Source organism: Nocardioides sp. (assembly GCF_036405735.1).
GTDB lineage: Bacteria > Actinomycetota > Actinomycetes > Propionibacteriales > Nocardioidaceae > Nocardioides.
Map to the genome: position 1 here is coordinate 1 of NZ_DASWXC010000009.1, position 15,117 is coordinate 15,117.

Annotated in this window: 16 protein-coding genes; 11 read left to right on the forward strand and 5 right to left on the reverse strand. The window is 72.1% G+C overall.

Going from position 1 to position 15,117, the window contains the following annotated elements; genetic code table 11:
- The 8 genes from fliN to VGE38_RS01035 all read left to right on the forward strand — a co-directional run.
- On the forward strand, positions 1–803 hold an 803-nt coding region (fliN, locus tag VGE38_RS01000), incomplete at its 5' end, for a flagellar motor switch protein FliN (RefSeq protein WP_331140666.1).
- A 4-nt stretch (positions 804–807) separates the two neighbouring features.
- The gene (locus VGE38_RS01005) at positions 808–1,245 is read left to right on the forward strand and encodes a FliO/MopB family protein (RefSeq protein ID WP_331140667.1); all 438 of its coding nucleotides are present in this window, start codon (positions 808–810) and stop codon (positions 1,243–1,245) included.
- Positions 1,242–2,033 (forward strand): flagellar type III secretion system pore protein FliP, encoded by a 792-nt coding sequence (gene fliP / locus VGE38_RS01010; RefSeq protein ID WP_331140668.1) that lies wholly within the window; start codon positions 1,242–1,244, stop codon positions 2,031–2,033. Before VGE38_RS01005 ends, fliP begins: the two co-directional genes overlap by 4 nt.
- Before the next feature lie 7 nt (positions 2,034–2,040).
- Positions 2,041–2,310 (forward strand): flagellar biosynthesis protein FliQ, encoded by a 270-nt coding sequence (gene fliQ / locus VGE38_RS01015; protein ID WP_331140669.1) that lies wholly within the window; start codon positions 2,041–2,043, stop codon positions 2,308–2,310.
- Between the two features lie 13 nt (positions 2,311–2,323).
- On the forward strand, positions 2,324–3,091 hold the full coding sequence (locus VGE38_RS01020) for a flagellar biosynthetic protein FliR (RefSeq protein WP_331140670.1): 768 nt from the start codon (positions 2,324–2,326) through the stop codon (positions 3,089–3,091).
- 1 nt (position 3,092) lies between these two features.
- Positions 3,093–4,274 carry an EscU/YscU/HrcU family type III secretion system export apparatus switch protein gene (locus VGE38_RS01025; RefSeq protein ID WP_331140671.1) on the forward strand — a complete coding sequence of 394 codons (1,182 nt, stop codon included), beginning with the start codon at positions 3,093–3,095 and terminating at the stop codon, positions 4,272–4,274.
- Between the two features lie 176 nt (positions 4,275–4,450).
- Positions 4,451–6,517 carry a flagellar biosynthesis protein FlhA gene (flhA, locus tag VGE38_RS01030; RefSeq protein WP_331140672.1) on the forward strand — a complete coding sequence of 689 codons (2,067 nt, stop codon included), beginning with the start codon at positions 4,451–4,453 and terminating at the stop codon, positions 6,515–6,517.
- Positions 6,518–6,560: 43 nt separating this feature from the next.
- Positions 6,561–7,049, forward strand: a complete 489-nt coding sequence (locus VGE38_RS01035) for a hypothetical protein (RefSeq protein WP_331140673.1) — start codon at positions 6,561–6,563, stop codon at positions 7,047–7,049.
- 68 nt (positions 7,050–7,117) lie between these two features.
- Here the strand turns inward: VGE38_RS01035 and VGE38_RS01040 are convergent, their stop codons facing one another.
- Entirely contained in the window at positions 7,118–8,611 is a 1,494-nt protein-coding gene (locus VGE38_RS01040; protein WP_331140674.1) for a sensor histidine kinase, read from the reverse strand.
- Between the two features lie 84 nt (positions 8,612–8,695).
- On the opposite strand from VGE38_RS01040, the gene VGE38_RS01045 reads away from it, so the two are divergent.
- Together VGE38_RS01045 and VGE38_RS01050 are read left to right on the forward strand one after the other, a co-directional pair.
- Positions 8,696–8,965 carry a DUF2277 domain-containing protein gene (locus VGE38_RS01045; RefSeq protein ID WP_331140675.1) on the forward strand — a complete coding sequence of 90 codons (270 nt, stop codon included), beginning with the start codon at positions 8,696–8,698 and terminating at the stop codon, positions 8,963–8,965.
- A complete protein-coding gene (locus tag VGE38_RS01050) occupies positions 8,962–9,825 on the forward strand; it encodes an NAD-dependent protein deacetylase (protein WP_331140676.1) in 864 nt (287 codons plus the stop codon). Before VGE38_RS01045 ends, VGE38_RS01050 begins: the two co-directional genes overlap by 4 nt.
- Here the strand turns inward: VGE38_RS01050 and VGE38_RS01055 are convergent.
- Positions 9,822–10,175 carry a hypothetical protein gene (locus VGE38_RS01055; RefSeq protein WP_331140677.1) on the reverse strand — a complete coding sequence of 118 codons (354 nt, stop codon included), beginning with the start codon at positions 10,173–10,175 and terminating at the stop codon, positions 9,822–9,824. The two genes, VGE38_RS01050 and VGE38_RS01055, sit on opposite strands and share 4 nt — an antisense overlap.
- 106 nt (positions 10,176–10,281) lie before the next feature.
- Positions 10,282–10,968, reverse strand: a complete 687-nt coding sequence (locus VGE38_RS01060) for an iron-dependent transcriptional repressor DtxR (RefSeq protein ID WP_331140678.1) — start codon at positions 10,966–10,968, stop codon at positions 10,282–10,284.
- A gap of 23 nt (positions 10,969–10,991) precedes the next feature.
- Between VGE38_RS01060 and VGE38_RS01065 the strand changes: the two genes are divergently transcribed.
- Positions 10,992–12,599, forward strand: coding sequence for a glycoside hydrolase family 13 protein (locus VGE38_RS01065; protein ID WP_331140679.1), 1,608 nt, complete (start codon positions 10,992–10,994; stop codon positions 12,597–12,599).
- Between the two features lie 69 nt (positions 12,600–12,668).
- Here the strand turns inward: VGE38_RS01065 and VGE38_RS01070 are convergent, their stop codons facing one another.
- Entirely contained in the window at positions 12,669–13,106 is a 438-nt protein-coding gene (locus VGE38_RS01070; RefSeq protein WP_331140680.1) for a MarR family winged helix-turn-helix transcriptional regulator, read from the reverse strand.
- A complete protein-coding gene (locus VGE38_RS01075; RefSeq protein ID WP_331140681.1) occupies positions 13,103–14,731 on the reverse strand; it encodes an MDR family MFS transporter in 1,629 nt (542 codons plus the stop codon). Before VGE38_RS01075 ends, VGE38_RS01070 begins: the two co-directional genes overlap by 4 nt.
- Between the last annotated feature and the right edge of the window lie 386 nt (positions 14,732–15,117).

Sequence of the window (15,117 nt, forward strand, 5' to 3'; positions counted from 1 at the left end):
TCGCGGCCGGGCCGGCCCAGCCCGGCTCCCCGCACGTGACGTCGGTCTTCGCCGGCGCTGCCGTCGCCGACCTCGACGCACCGGTCTCCGGCCGGGTGGCGGTGCTCGTCGGCCGTGACCTCGTCGACGCCCTGGCCTCCAGCCCGCTCGGCGGCCTGGACCTGCACGCGGCGATCCAGCCCGCTCTCGACGCGGCCGCCGCGCGACTCGGCGCCCGGGCCCGCAACGCCCGCACGGTCGAGCTCCCCGACGTGGTCACCACCCTCGGCGGCGACTTCACGACCGTACCGCTCATCGGCGCGGGGATCGCCGCCGCCGTCCTGCTCACCGATGACGCCCTCGCCAGCGCCCGCGAGCCGCTCCCCGAGCTGCCGCCGGAGCCTGAGCCGGCCCCGGCCGCGCCCCCCGCAGCCTCGGTCGCGCCGACCGCTGACGTCACCGGCGTCGCGCCGGCCGCCGGCATCCCCGGTACGACGGCCGCGGCCGCTGCCGTGGCGGCCGCCGGTGGCCAGCCGACGTTCCAGGCGTCCGCCGCCTACTCCCACATCCCCGGCCAGCGCGGCATCGAGATGCTGCACGGCGTCGACATGGAGGTGACCGTCGAGCTCGGCCGCACCCGGATGACGGTGCGCGACCTGCTGGCGCTCTCCCCTGGCGCGGTGCTCGAGCTCGACCGCGCCGCCGGCAGCCCGGCCGACCTCCTCGTCAACGGCCGGCTCATCGCCCGTGGCGAGGTCGTCGTGGTCGACGAGGACTTCGGCCTGCGCGTGACCGAGATCCTCGACGACACCGCGGCGGTCTGACCTCGTGTCTGGCTCCACCGACATGGCCGGGCTGCTGATCCGGCTGGTCTGCTCGCTGGCGGTCGTCGTCGGCCTGCTCATGCTCCTCGCCCGGCTGGCCGGGCGGCGGTTCCAGGGCCGCGCCGGCGCCCCGATCCAGGTGATCCACAAGCAGCCGCTCAGCCGCGGCAGCTCGGTCGCCGTGGTGAGCGTCGGCACCCGGGTGCTGGTGCTCGGCACGACCGAGCACCAGGTCAGCCTGCTGACCGAGGTGGAGCCCGACGAGGTCGGCATCGACCTCACCGAGCCGGAGCCCGGCCTGGAGCCGGCGACCGGAACGGCGCGCGAGGGGGCCGAGGTGCTCCCCCTCGCCGGCTCGATCCTCTCCGCCCACACCTGGCGCCAGGCGCTCAGCGCGGCCCAGTCGAAGGCCAGCCAGTCCCGATCGCGACGCATCTCGTGACCGCCGTACGCCACCTCGGCCACCGCCTCTGGCTGGTCGGGGCGACCGCCGCTGCCATCGTGGTGGCCCCGAGCGCCGCGTTCGCCGGCCCGACCGGCCCCGACGGCCCGCGTCGTCCCGAGGGCCCGAGCGTCACCGTCGACGTCACCGGACTCACCGACAAGCCCAGCACCTCGCTGGTCACGATCCTGGCGCTCACCCTGCTGTCGGTGGCGCCGGCGATCCTGCTGACCTGCACCAGCTTCACCAAGATCCTGGTGGTCCTCGGCATCACCCGCAACGCGCTCGGCCTGCCGATGAGCCCGCCCAACCAGGTCCTCGCCGGGCTGGCGCTCTTCCTCAGCCTGTTCATCATGGCGCCGGTCCTGGGTGACATCAACGACGCCGGGGTGCAGCCCTATCTCGACGGCGCCAAGTCGACCAGCCAGGCGTGGGAGGACGGCATCGCCCCGCTGGAGACGTTCATGCTGGCCAACACCGACGACGAGGAGCTCATGCTGCTCCACAGCGTCGCGGACCGCGAGCTGCCCGAGAACCGCGAGGACGTCGCGCTGACGACCCTCATCCCGGCGTTCGTGCTCTCCGAGCTCAAGGACGCCTTCATCATCGGCTTCATCATCTTCATCCCGTTCCTGGTCATCGACATCGTCGTGAGCGGGGCGCTGATGGCGCTGGGCATGATGATGATGCCGCCGGTGATGGTGTCGCTGCCGTTCAAGCTGCTGCTGTTCGTGCTGGTCGACGGCTGGGCCCTGCTCGTCAGAGCACTGGTCGGGAGCTACGGATGAGCACGCCATGACCGACACCGCGATCATCGAGCTGGCGCTGCAGACCATGATGGTGGCGTTAAAGCTCTCCGCGCCGATCCTGGTGACCGCGCTGGTCATCGGCTTCACGATCTCGCTGTTCCAGGCGATGACGCAGATCCAGGAGTTCACGCTCTCGTTCGTGCCCAAGCTCGTGGGCATCGGGATCGCGCTGCTGTTCTGCGGCAACTGGATGCTGCACACCATGATCACCTTCACGGTGCAGCTCTTCGAGAGCATCCCCTCGATGCTGCAGTGATCCTGGCGGCGACATGAACATCACCATCGAGGGCGCGCCGCTGCTGGCCTACCTGCTCGCCTCGGTCCGGATCGTGGCGTGGCTGACCATCGCGCCCCCGTTCGGCGGCCGGATGGTGCCCTCGATGGCCAAGGTCGTGCTCGCCCTCGGGCTCTCCTTCGTCGTGGCGCCGGCGCTGGCCGCCGACCGGCTGCCCGCGACGACCCCGCAGCTCATGGTCGTGGTCGTGACCCAGGTGCTCATCGGCCTGGGGATGGGGTTCGTGACGCTCCTGCTCTTCTCCGCCATCGGCGCCGCCGGCAGCCTGATCGACAACTTCGGCGGCTTCGCGATGGTGACGGCCTTCGACCCGCTGTCGATGAACAACGCCTCGGTGTTCGGGCGGTGGTACCAGTGGCTGTTCACCGCACTGCTCCTCGTCAGCGGTGGCCACCTGATCGTGATCGGGGGGCTGCTGAAGACCTTCACGTTCCTGCCGCTGTCGGGGTTCCCCGACCTCACGGCGTGGGAGGACGTGCTGGTCACCGCGGCCGGGATGTTCTTCACCGTCGCGGTGCAGATCGCGCTCCCGCTGGTGGCGGTGCTGTTCGTGGCGGACCTCGCGTTGGCCCTGCTGACGAAGGTGTCGCCGATGCTCAACGCGATGAACGTGATGTTCCCGGTCAAGATCGGGCTCACGCTGCTCCTGGTCGGCAGCTCGTTCGCCGTGCTCCCCGAGGCGATCGACCGGCTGGTCGACCTCGCGATGGAGGCGATGTCCGTGATGTCGGGGGCGGGCTGAGATGGCCGGAAGCTCCGAGAAGACCGAGAAGCCGACACCGAAGCGGCGCGCGCAAGCGCGCAAGGAAGGCCAGATCGCCCGCAGCCCCGACATCGGTGGCTGGCTGCCGGTGTTCGTGCTCGGCCTGCTGCTGGTCCCCATGGTCCAGGGCGAGGCCCGGTGGATGCGGGAGTTCCTCGCCGCGTGCGTGCGCTCGATCGCCGACCCCAGCGTCCCGCTCGCGCTGCACCTGCTGGTCGAGGGCCTGCAGCACGCGTTCCTCGTCATCCTCGCCCTCTCCGCCGGCACCCTGCTGATCGCGGTGGGCGCCTTCGTGCTGCAGGGCGGCCTCGTGCTCTCCCCCAAGCTGGCCAAGCCCAAGCTGTCCAAGCTCGACCCCATCCAGGGCTTCAAGCGGCTCTTCGGCCCGCAGTCGCTGTGGGAGGGCGCGAAGGTGCTCTTCAAGAGTCTCGTGCTGGCCGCGGTCTCCTACTCCGCGGTGCGGTCGATCCTCCCGCTGGTCGGCGGTCTGGTGCCGATCGACGCAGTGCTGTCGATCACCGCCGGCAAGGTCGTGTCGCTGCTGCGCAACGTCGCCATCGCGGCGTTGGTCATGGCCGCCGCCGACTACCTCGTCCAGCGCCGCCGGATCGACAAGCAGACACGGATGTCGATGCAGGACATCAAGGACGAGCACAAGCAGAGCGAGGGCGACCCGCTGGTCAAGAGCGCGATCCGCTCCCGGCAGCTCGCCGCCGCCCGCAACCGGATGATCGCCGACGTCGCCGAGGCCGACGTACTGCTGGTCAACCCGACCCACGTCGCCGTCGCGCTGAGGTACGACCCGACCCGCGGCGCCCCGCGCGTCGTGGCCCGCGGCGCAGGGGCGATCGCGGCCAAGATCCGTGAGGCCGCCGTCGAGGCGCGAGTCCCACTGGTGCGCGACGTCCCGCTCGCCCGCGCGCTGTACCGGCACTGCGAGGTCGGACAGGAGATCCCGCGCGAGCTGTGGGCGGCGGTCGCGCAGGTGCTGGCCTACGTCATCAGCCGCCGCAAGCACGGCTACCACGGCGGCGAGCACCGCACCCCGCGCGCCGACGACGACCTGCCGGCGGTGCCACGCTTCCGCCGGCCGCCCGCCCGGCCCGCCGGCGGCGCGGCCGCCGATTCCGCGGCCGAAGAGGGCTCGCCGAGCGACTCCTGACTTCACCGCGCCATTCCGCTCAGGATCGGAGCCGGCCTGCCGATCGGCCACCCGACGCCAGGACGGCGCCAGCATGCCAGGAGCCACGGACGGCGCTCCCCCGTTGAGGTGCCCCCGCACCCCGAACGACAGAGGCCGTCCGCCCGATGCCCCCACCGACGCGCGCACCGTCACCCATGAGCTCGCTGAGCAAGCTCGGCGTCCCCATCGGCATCGTGATGATCGTCGTGATGCTCGTCGTGCCGCTCCCGCCGAGCGTGCTCGACGTGCTGATCGCGCTCAACATCACCGGCGCCCTCCTGGTGCTGCTCGTCGCGATCTTCATCCACAAGCCGCTGGACTTCGCCGCGTTCCCGTCCATCCTGCTCGTGATGACGCTGTTCCGGCTCGCGCTCAACGTCAGCGCCACCCGGCTCGTCCTCATCGACGGGTACGCCGGCAAGGTGATCGACACCTTCGGGCACTTCGTCGTCGGCGGCTCGCTCGTCGTCGGCCTGATCGTGTTCGTGATCCTGCTGGTCATCCAGTTCATCGTCATCACCAACGGCGCCGGCCGCGTCGCCGAGGTGGGCGCGCGCTTCACCCTCGACGCGATGCCCGGCAAGCAGATGGCCATCGACGCCGACCTCAACTCCGGCCTGATCGACGAGCAGGAGGCCCGCCGCCGCCGCGCGGAGGTGCACGCGGAGGCCGACTTCCACGGCGCCATGGACGGTGCGTCGAAGTTCGTCAAGGGTGACGCGATCGCGGCCATCCTCATCACGCTGGTCAACCTGGTCGGCGGCTTCGCCATCGGCGTGATCCAGCACGGCATGCCGTTCGGCGAGGCGGTCAACACCTACTCGCTGCTGAGCGTCGGCGACGGTCTGGTCTCGCAGATCCCCGCCCTGCTGCTCTCGGTCGCCACCGGCCTCATCGTGACCCGCGCTGCCGGCTCGGAGGACATGGGCTCCGACCTGGTGCGACAGATCACGGCACGGCGCATGCCGCTGCGCATCGCCGGCTTCGCGGCCCTGGCGCTCTGCCTCATCCCCGGCCTGCCGAAGATCCCGTTCATCCTGGCCGGCGGGCTATGCCTCATCGCCTCCAACCGGGTGGTGGAGGACGATCCGGCCGACGAGGCGGCCCTGCCGACCGGTGGCGAGATGGTGCCCTCCCCGGACTCGCCGGAGATCCTGGCCCAGGAGATCCTGGTCGACCCCCTCGGCCTGGAGCTCTCCGCGGACTCCATCGACCTCGTCGACGCCACCAGCGGCGGCGACCTCCTCGACCGCGTCAAGGCGCTGCGCCGCAAGATCGCCGGCGACCTCGGGATCGTCATCCCGCCGGTCCGCACCCGCGACAACCTCGAGCTGCCGGGCAACACCTACGCCATCACGCTGTTCGGCATCGAGGTCGCCCGCGGCCAGGCGCCGCGTGGCACGGTGCTGGCCATCGGCGACCACATCGCGAGCCTGCCCGGCACCCCGACCCGGGAGCCGGTCTTCGGCCTGGACGCCAAGTGGATCCCCGCCGAGCTGCGGCACCAGGCCGAGATCGCCGGCGCCACCGTCGTCGACCGCGCCTCGGTCATCACCACCCACCTGGCCGAGATCGTCACCCGCCATGCCGGCCGCCTCCTGGGCCGCGAGGACGTCCGGCTGCTCACCGACGTGGTCAAGCGGACCCACCCGGTGGTCATCGAGGAGCTCACGCCCACCCAGCTCTCCCTCGGCGAGATCCAGCGGGTGCTGCGCGCGCTGCTCGACGAGGGCGTGTCGGTCCGCGACCTGGTCCGGATCTTCGAGGCGCTGTCGCTGCGGGCGGCGGCGACCAAGGACCTCGACGCCCTGGTCGAGGCGGCCCGCGCCGCGCTCGGCCCGGCGGTCGTGGCGCCCTACCTCACCGACGGCGTGGTGCACGCCATCAGCCTCGAGCCTGGGCTGGAGCAGAGCATGCTCGAGGCGATGCGCGCCACCGACCAGGGCACCGTGCTGGCTCTCGACCCCGACCTGGCCCAGAACATCCTCCTCGCGCTGGCCGGCTTCGGCGCCCAGGCCGAGAACGAGGACGTGCGCCCGGTGCTGGTCTGCGCGCCACAGCTGCGGGCCGCCGTACGCCGTTTCGTGGCTCCGGCCCTGGACCGGCTGCCGGTGCTGTCCTACACCGAGATCGCCGGCGCCGGCTCGGTCCGCTCGATCGGCGTCGTCACCGGCGCCCGCACCGACGGTCCGGTCTCGTCGGCACTGGCGGTGACCGCATGACCCCGACCGACCGGCGCATCCGCCGCAGCGAACGGAGCACCCGATGACGGCACTCTCCCTGTTCGACGACGACACCGCCGGTCTGCGCGAGGAGGCGATGGACCCCGACGTGGTGCGCCCGGCGCGGCCGGTGTTCCGCAACGTCGACCACCGCGGTACGACGATCCCCGCGCTCGTCCTGGCGGTCCTCATGGTCTCCCCGGGGATCTGGCGCTACGCCCAGGACGAGCTGACCTTCAGCGTGCTGCTGCAGCGCTTCGTGCTCATCGCACTGGCCTGCGTGGCGGTGCTCGAGGTGGTGCGGCGCTACGTCTCCCGGGCCGTGGTCGACCCCGAGGGTGGCGACGAGGTCGACGGGGCCGAGGCGGCCACGATGGCACTCGAGGACACGGACGGTCCCTGGGGCGATGACACGCGCGGCTCGATGACCGAGCAGGGCCGGGACGCCGGGCTCGGGGTCCCTCCGGCCGCCGCCGCCGCGATCGACGCCGGTCTGGACCCCGCGCTGGCGCTGCTGGCCGGCGAGCGCTGACGGGCACCTGACCTCACCAACCGCCTCCCCGGGGCGAGACGGTTGGTGAGGTCAGGTGCCGGCGCTGCTCAGCGGCCGGTCGGCACCAGCCAGGTCATGACCGTCCTGCCGTCGCCGGCCGCGGCGAGCCGCAGCAGGCCGCCGAGCTTCTCGGCGCGGTGGCGCGCGTTCCCCAGACCGCTGCGGGGTCCGGCGTCCGGGCCGATCCCGATGCCGTCGTCGGTCACCCGCAGCATGAACCACAGCGGCGAGGCCACCAGCTCGACGACCACCTGGGACGCGTCCGCGTGCTTGGCGACGTTCGACAGCGCCTCGCGCAGCGTCAGCAGCAGCTGGTCGTGCGCCGGCTCGGGCAGCACGCTGTCGACCGGCCCGGTGGTGCGCAGGACCGGCAGGAACCCGAGGACGGTGGCGTACTCCGTCGTCAGGGCCCGCACCTCGTCACGGAGCTTCTGTCCGATGCCGCGGCCCAGCTCGAAGATGGTGGCGCGCAGGTCGCGGATGCTGAGGTCGAGCTCCTTGACGCCGGTCAGCAGTCCCTCCGCCATCCGCTCGGCGTCACCGCTGTTGCGGGCCGCCTGCAGCTGCAGGCCGGTCGCGTAGAGCCGCTGGATCACCAGGTCGTGCAGGTCGCGGCCGATCCGGTCGCGGTCGGCGGCCAGCAACAGCTCGTGCCGCTCCGCGAGGGCGTGGGCACGGTCGAGCGCGAGGCTGACCTGGCCGGCGAACGAGACGAGCAGCTCCTGCTCGAGCTCGCGCACCGCGAGCCGGCTGTCGGCCAGCCGCAGGAGCAGCACGCCGCGGGCGGCGAGCTCGGTGTGGAGGGGCACGATCAGCGCGCAGCGCCGGCCCTCGCCCGCCACCCGCACCGGTCGCCCTGACTGCGCCGCCTCGGCGAACCGGTCGGCGAGGTCGTCGAGCTCCGCGGTCAGTGGCGCGACCGAGGGCGTGTGGGCGCCGACGCTCCACTCCAGACCGTCGAACTGCACCAGCGCGACGTCCTCCGCGCCGGTCACCTGCTCGACCTCGCGGACCAGCTGCTCCATCGCCTCGCCGAGGTGACCGGTCGAGGAGACCATGGCGCCCACCCGCACGGTCGCCTCCAGCCAGGTCCGCCGACGCTCGCTCTCCTCGAAGGCGGCGGCGTGCCGGATCACGTTCCCGGCGGAGCGGGCCAGCGCGACGACGTACGCACCGTCCTCGGCGGTGAAGGACGCGCCACCGCGCTTGTCGCCCAGGTAGAGGTGGCCGAAGACGCGGTCCTCGACGAGGACGGGCGCACCGAGCGGGGCATCAGCCGGCGCGCCCGGCCCGCTCGACATGGCGATCGCCCGCGCCTGCTCGGGCGTCGTGCCGTGGGTGACGAGCTCGGCGAAGGAGCCGGACTCGTCGACCGTCGCGAGCACGCCGTACTCCGCGTCGGTGAGCGAGCAGGCCGCCTCGACGATGCGCCGCAGCACGCCGCCGAGCTCGAGGTCGGAGGCGATCGCGGCCATCGCGTCGAGCAGCGGGTGGGCGTCGTCGGCCACAGGCGGGCCTCCGGCGCGATGACGTCCAGGCACGAGCCCAGGCTAGTGGTTCGGGCTCCTGTTCGGGCCGGTCGTTCGGGCCGGTCGAGGGACCCCGGTCCGACGTACCCTGGGGCCATGTGCCGCAACATCCGTCCGCTCCACAACTTCGAGCCACCGGCGACCCCGGACGAGGTGAGCGCCGCGGCGCTGCAGTACGTCCGCAAGGTGGCCGGCACGACCAAGCCCTCGGCCGCGAACCAGGAGGCGTTCGACCGAGCCGTGGCCGAGGTCGCCCATGCGACCCGCCACCTCCTGGAGTCGCTGGTGACCACCGCGCCACCCAAGAACCGCGAGGTCGAGGCGAGCAAGGCCCGGGCCCGCGCGCAGGCGCGCTACAGCGCATGACGCTGGCCCCGGCGGCGACTCCGGTCGCGGACCCCGACGCGGCGGCCCTGGACCTGCTGGCGGCGGCCCCGCTCGTCGTGCTGACCGGGGCCGGTCTGTCGACCGACTCGGGCATCCCCGACTACCGCGGCCCGGGACGGCGGGTGCGTCAGCCCATGACGATCCAGGAGTTCCTCGCGCACGCGAGCGCCCGGCAGCGGTACTGGGCCCGCAGCCACCTCGGATGGGCGCGGATGGGCGCCGCCGGGCCGAACGCCGGGCACCACGCCCTGGCGCGGATCGACCCCGAGCTGCTCATCACCCAGAACGTCGACGGCCTCCACGAGGCGGCCGGCAGCCGGCGCGTGGTCGCCCTGCACGGCCGGGTGGCGGAGGTCGTGTGTCTCGACTGCGGTGACGTGACGGCCCGTACGGCGCTGCAGGAGCGCCTCGAGGCCCTCAACCCGGGCTGGGCGCAGCGGCACGCCCAGGTCGCGAGCAACCCCGACGGCGACGTGGAGCTGACCGAGACCGGCGGCTTCGTGGTGCCCGACTGCGAGGCGTGCGGCGGCGTCGTCAAGCCCCACGTGGTCTTCTTCGGCGAGAACGTCCCGAAGCAGCGCGTGGCCCGCTGCTACGACGCGGTCGACGGGCTGGCCGGCGGGGCTGGGACGACCGGCGCGCTCCTGGTGGCCGGCTCGAGCCTGACGGTGATGAGCGGGCTGCGGTTCGTGCGGCGCGCGGCCAAGGCGGGGACGCCCGTGGTCATCGTGAACCGCGGCGCGACGCGGGGCGACGACCTCGCGACATACCGCGTGCACGCCGGATGCAGCGAGTTCCTCGCCCGCCTCGCCGAGCGGCGCGCGTCTCTCGCTTCCTAGCTCTCACCGGAGGCGTCGCGCATCGCTCGGCGGAGGTCGCCGAGGAGGTCGACCACCTCGTGCAGCCGGGCGTTCTCCGGCAGCACGTCGTGATCGGCGATGCGCTGTGCCGCGAGCTCGGCCGGGAGTCGCGCCCCGAGGAGCAGCCGGTAGCCGGGCTCATCCGGGTCGTCGACGGCCGCGAGGACGACGCCCCCGTGGAACTCGCCGTCGGCATCGACGACGACGACCTGCTGGCCGACGGCCAGCGGGCCGCGCGTCGGGTCGCGCGCGACCACCACCACTCCCGGCCCGCCGGCCGACTCAGCGGCCAGCTCTGCAGCCGGGACGTCGACGCGGACGACTTCCATCGGGTCCTCCCCCAAGGCCCTGTCCCGAGACGCCCCGTGGCGCGGAGGCGGCGCGTGTGTCGTGAAGACGATTAAAGCAGCCGACCCCGCGGCGCGTCAGGCGTCCTCAGAGCTTGCGCACGAAGATGTGGTCCGCCGCCTCAGGAACGATCTCGGCCGCCTCGCCACCGGAGCCGACCAGCACACCCTCCTCGGTCGCCATGATGGTGACGGTCTTGTCGGGGAGGGCGCCGACCCGGCGCAGCGCGCTCATGAGCGCCTCGTCCTTCTGCATCTCCTCGGAGATGCGGCGCACCAGCACGGTCGCCTTCTGTGCCGCGGCGGCCTTCGACAGCGGCTCGACGCCGGTCATGAAGTCCTCGACGACCGGCTCCTCGCCGAGCTCGGCCAGGCCCGGGATCGGGTTGCCGTACGGCGACTCCGTCGGGTGGTCGAGCAGCTCCAGCAGCCGGCGCTCCACGGTCTCGGACATGACGTGCTCCCAGCGGCACGCCTCCTCGTGGACCAGCTCCCAGTCCAGGCCGATGACGTCGGTGAGCAGCCGTTCGGCGAGCCGGTGCTTGCGCATGACCCGGGTCGCCAGGCGCAGGCCCTCCTCGGTGAGCTCCAGGTGCCGGTCGCCCTGGATGGTCAGCAGCCCGTCGCGCTCCATCCGGGCGACCGTCTGCGACACCGTGGGACCGCTCTGGTGCAGGCGCTCGGCGATCCGGGCCCGCAGCGGGACGATGCCCTCCTCGACCAGCTCGTAGATGGTCCGAAGGTACATCTCAGTGGTGTCGATCAGGTCGCTCACGGGCCCATCCTAAGGTTGACGACGTGAACTCCCCCCAGTCGCACGCATGGTGGCGTCACGCCGTCACCTACCAGGTCTACCCCCGCTCCTTCGCCGACGCGAACGGCGACGGCGTCGGCGACCTGCACGGCATCACCGACCGGCTCACCCACCTGCGCGACCTCGGCGTCGACGCGCTCTGGATCTCACCCTTCTACCGCTCGCCGATGAAGGACCACGGGTACGACGTCGCCGACTACCGCGACATCGACCCGCTCTTCGGCAGCCTCGCCGACGCCGACGCGTTGGTGGCCCGCGCCCACGAGCTGGGCCTGCGGCTCATCGTCGACCTCGTGCCCAACCACACGTCCGACGAGCATGAGTGGTTCCAGGCCGCTCTGGCGGCCGGCCCGGGCTCCCCCGAGCGTGCCCGCTACATCTTCCGCGAGGGCCGCGGCCCGAACGGCGAGGAGCCGCCCAACAACTGGGCGTCCGTCTTCGGCGGCGCGGCGTGGACGCGGGTGCCGGACGGTGAGTGGTACCTCCACCTCTTCGACTCCTCCCAGCCCGACCTCGACTGGCGCAACCCCGAGGTCGGCGACATGTTCGAGGACGTGCTGCGGTTCTGGCTCGACCGAGGGGTCGACGGCTTCCGGGTGGACGTCGCGCACGGGCTGATCAAGGAGGAGTCACTGCGCGACCAGGTGGTGGCCGAGGGCGAGGCGCCGCGCTCCGGCGCCGACACCACCGGCCAGATGGTCGAGCGGGTCTCGGTCGACGAGCCGATGTGGGACCAGCCGGAGGTGCATGACGTCTACCGGCGCTGGCGCCGGGTGCTCGACGCCTATCCGGGCGACCGCATGCTGGTCGCGGAGGCCTGGACCCAGACGGCCGAGTCGATGGCGCGCTTCGTCCGCGACGACGAGATGCACCAGGCGTTCAACTTCGCGTGGCTGCTCGCCGGCTGGTCGGCGGAGTCGTTCCGCGGCGTCATCACCTCGACGTTCGACGCGCTCGCCTCGGTCTCCGCCTCGCCCACCTGGGTGCTGTCCAACCACGACGTGGTGCGCCACGCGACCCGCTACGGCGGCGGCGCGGTCGGTCTCGCCCGCGCCAAGGCGGCGACCCTGACGATGCTGGCGCTGCCCGGCTCGGCCTACCTCTACCAGGGGGAGGAGCTCGGCCTCGAGCAGGTCGACGTGCACCCCGAGCACCGGGAGGACCCGACCTGGCTGCGGACGCGTCACACCGAGGACCCTGAGGAGGGCCGCGACGGCTGCCGGGTCCCGATCCCGTGGAGCGGCACCGAGCCGCCGTACGGCTTCTCGCCGGGCACGGCGCAGCCGTGGCTGCCCCAGCCCGCCGGGTGGGCGGAGCTCACCGTCGAGGCGCAGACCGGCGTGCCCGGCTCGACGCTGGAGTTCTACCGCGCCGCGCTCGCCTGCCGCCGCAAGCACGCGCTGCCGGGGCCGGAGCAGGTCGAGCTGCTCGACCTGCACCGCGACGTGCTGGCCTTCCGTCGCGGCGACCTGACGGTGGTCCTCAACTGCGGCCAGGACGCGATCGAGCTCCCCGCGGGGGACGTTGTCATCGCCAGCAGGGAGCTCGAGGGCCGGCTGTTGCCGCCCGACAGCGCCGCCTGGCTGGTGTGACGCGGGCACCTGACGTTCTCAACCGCTGCCCTGCGGGAGCGGTGTCGAAAACGTCAGGTGCCTGGGGCTTCAGGCCAGTGTCGCGTTGTAGCGAGCCAGCTCGGTGGCGAACCGCTCCAGCTCCTCGGCGGTCCAGTCCGCGAGCCGCTCGTCGAGCAGCCCCCGGCGCGCCACCTCCACCTTGCGGAGCCGGCGTACGGCGTCCGCGCTGGCGCTGAGCAGGCTGGCCCGCCCGTCGTCGGGATCGGCGGTCCGCTCCACCAGGCCGAGCTCCTCGAGGTGCTGGACCTGGCGGCTGACGGCGGCCTTGTCGACGGCGAACTCCTCCACCAGCGCCGAGGCCCGCAACGGCCCCTGCTCGGCGATCCAGCCGAGCACCAGGTAGGACGGTGGCGGCAGGTCGGGGTGCACCATCCGGGCGCGCTCGGCGATGACCCGCTTGATGCGGCGGATCAGCACGCCGAGCTCCTGCTCCAGCAGGTGCAGCGACTCCTCGCGCTCGGTCATCGCCGGCCCCCACCGCCGGCCTCGAGCTCGGCGGCGAGCTCCATGTCGATCTCCGGCTCGCTCAGGTCGCCCAGCGAGGTGCGCAGGCGCGTCTCCTTGATGAAGCAGACGGCGATGAGCGCCACCAGCGCGAACGGCACCGTGTAGACGAAGATGTGACCGGTCGCGTCGCCGAACGCGTTCTCGAAGACGGTCCGCAGCGGGCCGGGAAGCGCCGCGACATCGGGCACGGCCCCGTGGCCGAGCGAGCCGACGTCCTCGGGCCGGAGCGTGCCCTGGGCGACCAGCTTCGCCACGCCGCTGGTGACGTCACTGGTGACGTCGTGGGCGAGGACCGCGCCGAGCGCGCTGACGCCGACCGCGCCACCCATGGACCGGAAGAAGTTCACCAGCGAGCTGGCGGCGCCGATGTTGGCCTGGTCGACGTTGTTCTGCACTGCGAGCAGCAGGTTCTGCTGGGTCGCGCCGAGCCCACACCCGAGCACCGCCATGTAGGCGCCGACCGTCCACAGGCTGGTATGGGCGTCGATCGTGGCGAGCAGCACGGTGCCGAGCACGGCGACCGCCATGCCGCCGACCAGCCAGCCCTTCCAGCGACCGGTGTCGGTGATGGCCTTGCCGGACACGATGCCGACGACCATCAAGCCGCCGACCATGCACAGCGACATCAGCCCGGCAGCGGTCGGGCTCATGCCGCGCGAGGTCTGGAAGTACTCGCTGAGGAACGTGGTCGCGCCGAACATCGCGATGCCGACCGAGATGGTCGCGATGGTGGCGAGCACCATGGTGCGGTCCTTGAAGAGGAACAGCGGGATGATCGGCTCGGGAGCGACACGCGCCTCGACCAGGACGGCCAGCGCCAGCAGCACGATGCCACCGGCCACCATCAGGACCGTGGCGAGCGAGAGCCACTCGAACTGGTGGCCGGCGAGCGAGACCCAGATCAGCAGCAGGCTGACGCCGCCCATCAGCAGCACGGCGCCGAGGTAGTCGATCTGGACCTGCCGCTTCACCACGGGCAGGTGCAGCTTGGCGCGCAGCAGGAGGAAGGAGGCGATGGCGAACGGCAGGGCGACGTAGAAGCAGCCGCGCCAGCCCAGCGGGGAGTCGACCACCACGCCGCCGATGAGCGGTCCACTCAGCGTGGCGAGGCCGAAGGAGGCGCCGATGTAGCCGGCGTACCGGCCCCGCTCGCGCGGGCTCACCATCGTGGCGATGATGATCTGGATGAGCGCCATCACGCCGCCCACCCCCACACCGGTGAGGACGCGTGCGCCGATCAGCATCTCCATCGACTGGCTGACGCCCGCGAGGGCGGAGCCGAGCATGTAGACCGTGAGCGCCACCAGCATCAGCGTCTTCTTGGCGAACAGGTCGGCGAGCTTGCCCCAGATCGGGGTGGTCGCCGTCATCGCCAGCATCGTCGCGACGATCACCCAGGTGTAGCCGGTCTGGCTGCCGTGGAGGTCGGTGACGATGCGCGGGAGGGCGTTGGTGACGACGGTGCTGGAGAGCATCGCGACGAACATCGCGAGGAGGAGGCCGGAGAGGGCCTCCAGGATCTCCTTGTGGGTCATCTGACCGGCCTGTTCGGCGGTCCCGGCAGGAGTGGGGTCCTGGCTCACGTTGTCTCGATCCCTACGTACGGACGGTTGCTGGTCACTGGTCCAACAGTTGATGACGTCAACCATATTCCCGATTGGTTGACTCGAACAACTTTCCGCCGGGTCGTGGCCGTCGTACGCCGGACATGCAGCGACCCGCAGACGTGGCCGCTCAGGAGAGCGACCGCACCGGGGGACGTGGTCCCGGTCGTCTGCGGGTCGGGTAGCTGCCTGGGATTCGCCAGCAGCGTCGTGGGGCATCTCAGCCCCGGCGTCCTGCTGGGGCTGCTAGCGGGCAGCCACCTCACGCGTCCTGAAAGAGTTCATGTCTTTGGACCACCTCCTTTCCCGTGTCCCTCGAAGGTACGCCGGTCGAGAGGGCCGCTCAACGGCTTTTCGGCGGACGT

Coding starts and splice junctions, on each gene's coding strand:
- fliQ (WP_331140669.1), top strand. CDS start 2,041: ATGACCGACACCGCGATCATCGAGCTGGCGCTGCAGACCATGATGGTG.
- VGE38_RS01020 (WP_331140670.1), top strand. CDS start 2,324: ATGAACATCACCATCGAGGGCGCGCCGCTGCTGGCCTACCTGCTCGCC.
- VGE38_RS01025 (WP_331140671.1), top strand. CDS start 3,093: ATGGCCGGAAGCTCCGAGAAGACCGAGAAGCCGACACCGAAGCGGCGC.
- flhA (WP_331140672.1), top strand. CDS start 4,451: ATGAGCTCGCTGAGCAAGCTCGGCGTCCCCATCGGCATCGTGATGATC.
- VGE38_RS01035 (WP_331140673.1), top strand. CDS start 6,561: ATGACGGCACTCTCCCTGTTCGACGACGACACCGCCGGTCTGCGCGAG.
- VGE38_RS01045 (WP_331140675.1), top strand. CDS start 8,696: ATGTGCCGCAACATCCGTCCGCTCCACAACTTCGAGCCACCGGCGACC.
- VGE38_RS01050 (WP_331140676.1), top strand. CDS start 8,962: ATGACGCTGGCCCCGGCGGCGACTCCGGTCGCGGACCCCGACGCGGCG.
- VGE38_RS01055 (WP_331140677.1), bottom strand. CDS start 10,175: ATGGAAGTCGTCCGCGTCGACGTCCCGGCTGCAGAGCTGGCCGCTGAG.
- VGE38_RS01070 (WP_331140680.1), bottom strand. CDS start 13,106: ATGACCGAGCGCGAGGAGTCGCTGCACCTGCTGGAGCAGGAGCTCGGC.